The 3,220-nt window shown below is 75.5% G+C and carries 4 protein-coding genes; 2 read left to right on the forward strand and 2 right to left on the reverse strand.

What is annotated here, in order from left to right:
- Positions 1–280 precede the first annotated feature (280 nt).
- Positions 281–1,435, forward strand: coding sequence for a class I SAM-dependent methyltransferase (locus HUW36_RS28980; RefSeq protein WP_174531027.1), 1,155 nt, complete (start codon positions 281–283; stop codon positions 1,433–1,435).
- Here the strand turns inward: HUW36_RS28980 and HUW36_RS28985 are convergent.
- The gene (locus HUW36_RS28985) at positions 1,432–1,821 is read right to left on the reverse strand and encodes a hypothetical protein (RefSeq protein WP_246248376.1); all 390 of its coding nucleotides are present in this window, start codon (positions 1,819–1,821) and stop codon (positions 1,432–1,434) included. The genes HUW36_RS28980 and HUW36_RS28985 overlap by 4 nt on opposite strands.
- A gap of 225 nt (positions 1,822–2,046) precedes the next feature.
- On the opposite strand from HUW36_RS28985, the gene HUW36_RS28990 reads away from it, so the two are divergent.
- Positions 2,047–2,466, forward strand: a complete 420-nt coding sequence (locus tag HUW36_RS28990) for a helix-turn-helix domain-containing protein (RefSeq protein ID WP_174531029.1) — start codon at positions 2,047–2,049, stop codon at positions 2,464–2,466.
- Between the two features lie 5 nt (positions 2,467–2,471).
- Here HUW36_RS28990 and HUW36_RS28995 read toward each other — a convergent pair.
- Positions 2,472–3,220 (reverse strand): hypothetical protein (locus HUW36_RS28995; protein WP_174531030.1); only part of this gene is annotated, 749 nt, incomplete at its 5' end.

Here is a 3,220-nt window from a genome sequence, read left to right on the forward strand (position 1 = left end):
GGCGAGACTGCCAAGCCGCGCCGTCGCCGGCGCCGCCGCGGCGGCGGGGCCGGCACCGACGCACCCGCCGAGGCCACCGCCACCACCGACTGACCAGCACACACACCACGGCCCCCGGACCCGCTCCGGGGGCCGCTCCCTGTCCCCACCCCGGCCCCCGCCGTCGATCATGAAGTTGGCCGCCACCGGCACGGCGTGTCGCGCCGCCAACTTCATGGTCAACGGGGCAGGGCGGGCTGGGCAGGCAGGGCGGGGGACGGGGAAGGATGGAGGGGTTGGGATGCCGGAAGCGTTGGACTCGGCGCTGAGCGAGGTACGGGCGCTGCTGCTGGGCCCGGGACTGACCCGGGCGGTGGCCGCCGGGCGTCGACGCGGGCAGCGCCCCTCGGTGGTCCGCGCCGAGCTGCGCCCGGTCACCCTCAAGGCCGGTCCCCGGTTGCAGATCGCCACCTCCGACGGGGCACGGCCGACCACCCGCAACGTGGCGCCCGGCGCCGAGGCCGGCGCGGCCGTCGACGAGCTGCTCGCCGAACCGTTCGGCAACTGGCACGTGGAGACCGCCGACGCCACGCTCCAGCTCCGGGTCACCAAGTCCGGCGAGGCGCAGGTGCACCGGGCCGCGGCCAGCCGACCGACCGCCGCGGCCGAGGGACACGACCGGGCCAAGGACTGGCTGCTCGACCCGGGAGACCCGCTGTTCGCCGAGATCGGCGGCTCGGCGGCCAAGCGCCGTCAGGTCGACGCGTTCCTCCGGGCGCTGGCGGCCACCCTGCCGGACGACCTCACCGGTCCGCTGCGCGTGGTGGACCTGGGCTGCGGCAACGCCTACCTGACCTTCGCCGCCTACCGCTATCTGACCGGGCGCGGACTGGACGTGACGCTGGTCGGGGTGGACGTCCGCGAGGACCAGCGCCGCCGCAACAGCGAGCTGGCCGAGCGGCTGGGCTGGGCCGACCGGGTGGGGTTCGTGGCCGGCACCATCGCCGAGGCCGCCGTCGATCCCGCCCCCGACCTGGTGCTGGCGCTGCACGCCTGCGACACGGCGACCGACGAGGCGCTGGCCCGGGCGGTGCGCTGGGGTGCCCGCTGGGTGCTCGCCGCACCCTGCTGCCACCACGACCTCGCCGCCCAGCTCCGGTCCCGACCGGCGCCGGCGCCGTACGAGCTGCTCACCCGGCAGGGCATCCTGCGCGAGCGGTTCGCCGACGTGCTCACCGACGCGGTACGCGCCGGGCTGCTCCGGCTGCACGGCTACCGCGCGGAGGTGGTGGAGTTCGTCGACTCCCAGCACACCCCTCGCAACCTGCTCATCCGGGCGCGGCGCACGGCGGGCGCGCCGACGGAGAGCCAGCGGACCGAGTATCGCGAGCTGGTCGACCAGTGGGGCGTCACACCCCGGCTGGAGACGCTGCTCGACGGGGCGGACGGGCGCTAGCGGCGGCGCTCGCCCCGGTTGCGGTCGCCCCGGTCGAGCGTCGACACCCGCTCACCCGGGCCCCGGTTGGTGACCCGCTCGCCCTCCGGCGGAGGGCTGGGGAACGGCACCACCTTCGCCGGCTGGTCGGCGTTGCCGGCGGCGGCGAAGGCGTTCCAGGAGATGTCGACGAGCAGCCGCTTGACCTCCGCGTGCCGGACGGCGGCGTTGCGCTGCAACGCCATCCGGGCGCCCAGCACGACCCCGACCAGCGTGGTGCAGATCGCGCCGGTCGCGGCGATCAGGTGTACGCCGGTCGCCGGGTCGCCCCGCACCGCCAGCACCAGCAGCCAGATCCAGAATCCGAGCGCGAACACGCCGGCCTTGGCCACGAAGAAGAGGCTCACGGCTCCGGGGCGGTAAGGGACAGGGCGGTCCGGCTCGATCATGCTGCTCCTCGTCGTGTCGCTGCCGGGGTCCGTCCAGCTTAGTTGACACCTCGCAACCGTCACGCCCTCGTCAGTCCCGCCGGCGGGACCTTCCGACCGATCAGTCAGTTACTTCCGCGCGCCCGCATACTAGGCTCGGGACGTAGAGCCGGGCCACCGGCGGAAGGGGACAGACCCGCAGGGATGGGCTCCGCAGACGTGTCACCACAGATGGCCTTCGCGCGCTTCGTGCGACGCGCCATCGACGACGCGCGCGAGGAGCGCGGCTGGACGGTCACCGACCTCGCCACCCACACCGGCGTCGGCCGCTCGACCGTGTTCCGCTGGTTGGCCGGCGACTGGCAGGACTACCCCGAGCTGGCCAAGGTGCGCGGCTTCTGCGCCGCCCTCGACCTGCCGGTCGCGGCCGCGTTCCGCGCGCTGGGCCTGCCCGACGCCGGTCCGGTTCCCCGCCGTCGAGGCGCCGAGGACGGCTCGGTGGAGGCCGACGTCCGGGTGATCCTGGAGCGGCTGGCCGACCCGAACGTCCCGGCCGAGGAGAAGCACCACATCCGCGACCTGCTCCGCTACCTGGCCCGCCGACCGGTCCGTCGGGCCGGCTGACCGGGTCAGGCCACGGTCAGCGTGAACCCGGCGGTCCGCACCACGCCCCCGACCTGGAAGTCCAGGAACATCCGGTAGCGGCCCGGCCCCGGCGCGGTCAGCCAGAACGTCACCGCGTCACCGTCGCGTACCGGCTCCGGGTGCACGTGCAGGTAGCCGAGATCGCCCTCGCGCAGCGCCACCAGGTGCCCGTACGCGCCGAGGTAGGGCTCCAGCGCGGCGGCCCCGCCGCCCGCGCCGGTGACCCGGAACCGCAGCGGCACCGACCGCCCCACCTCCGCAGTGCCGGTCCAGGTGGCGGTGAAGCCGTCCACCGTGGCCGAGGTGGCCGCGGCGGGCAGCGGCCGGGGCACGTACGTGCCGGGCACGGTCAGGTCGGCGCCGAGCACCACGGCGACCTGCCGCCCGTCGTCGGCGACCGCGGTGAAGTCCGCGTACATCCGCCACACGCCGGGGTCGAACGGCGTCACCGGCACCGACCAGGTGCCGTCGGCCGCCATCGTCGGGTGCAGGTGCCGGTAGCCGCTGAGGTCCCGGCGGGCCACGATCACGTGCATCGGCTTGTCGTGCACGACCGCGAAGCGGGTGACCGGGCGACGCTGCTCGTCGCGGATCTGGAACCGCAGGTCACCGGCGCGCCCGGCGGCCGGCGCCCCGGCCGACGGCACCAGCGTGTAGCCGGCCGCGCTGATCGACAGGCCGGTCGCGCCGTCTCCACCGCCCTGGGCGACGGTGGCGCCGTCGTGGCTGTGCG

The sequence above is a fragment of the Micromonospora maritima genome (assembly GCF_902825405.1).
Taxonomy (GTDB): domain Bacteria; phylum Actinomycetota; class Actinomycetes; order Mycobacteriales; family Micromonosporaceae; genus Micromonospora; species Micromonospora maritima.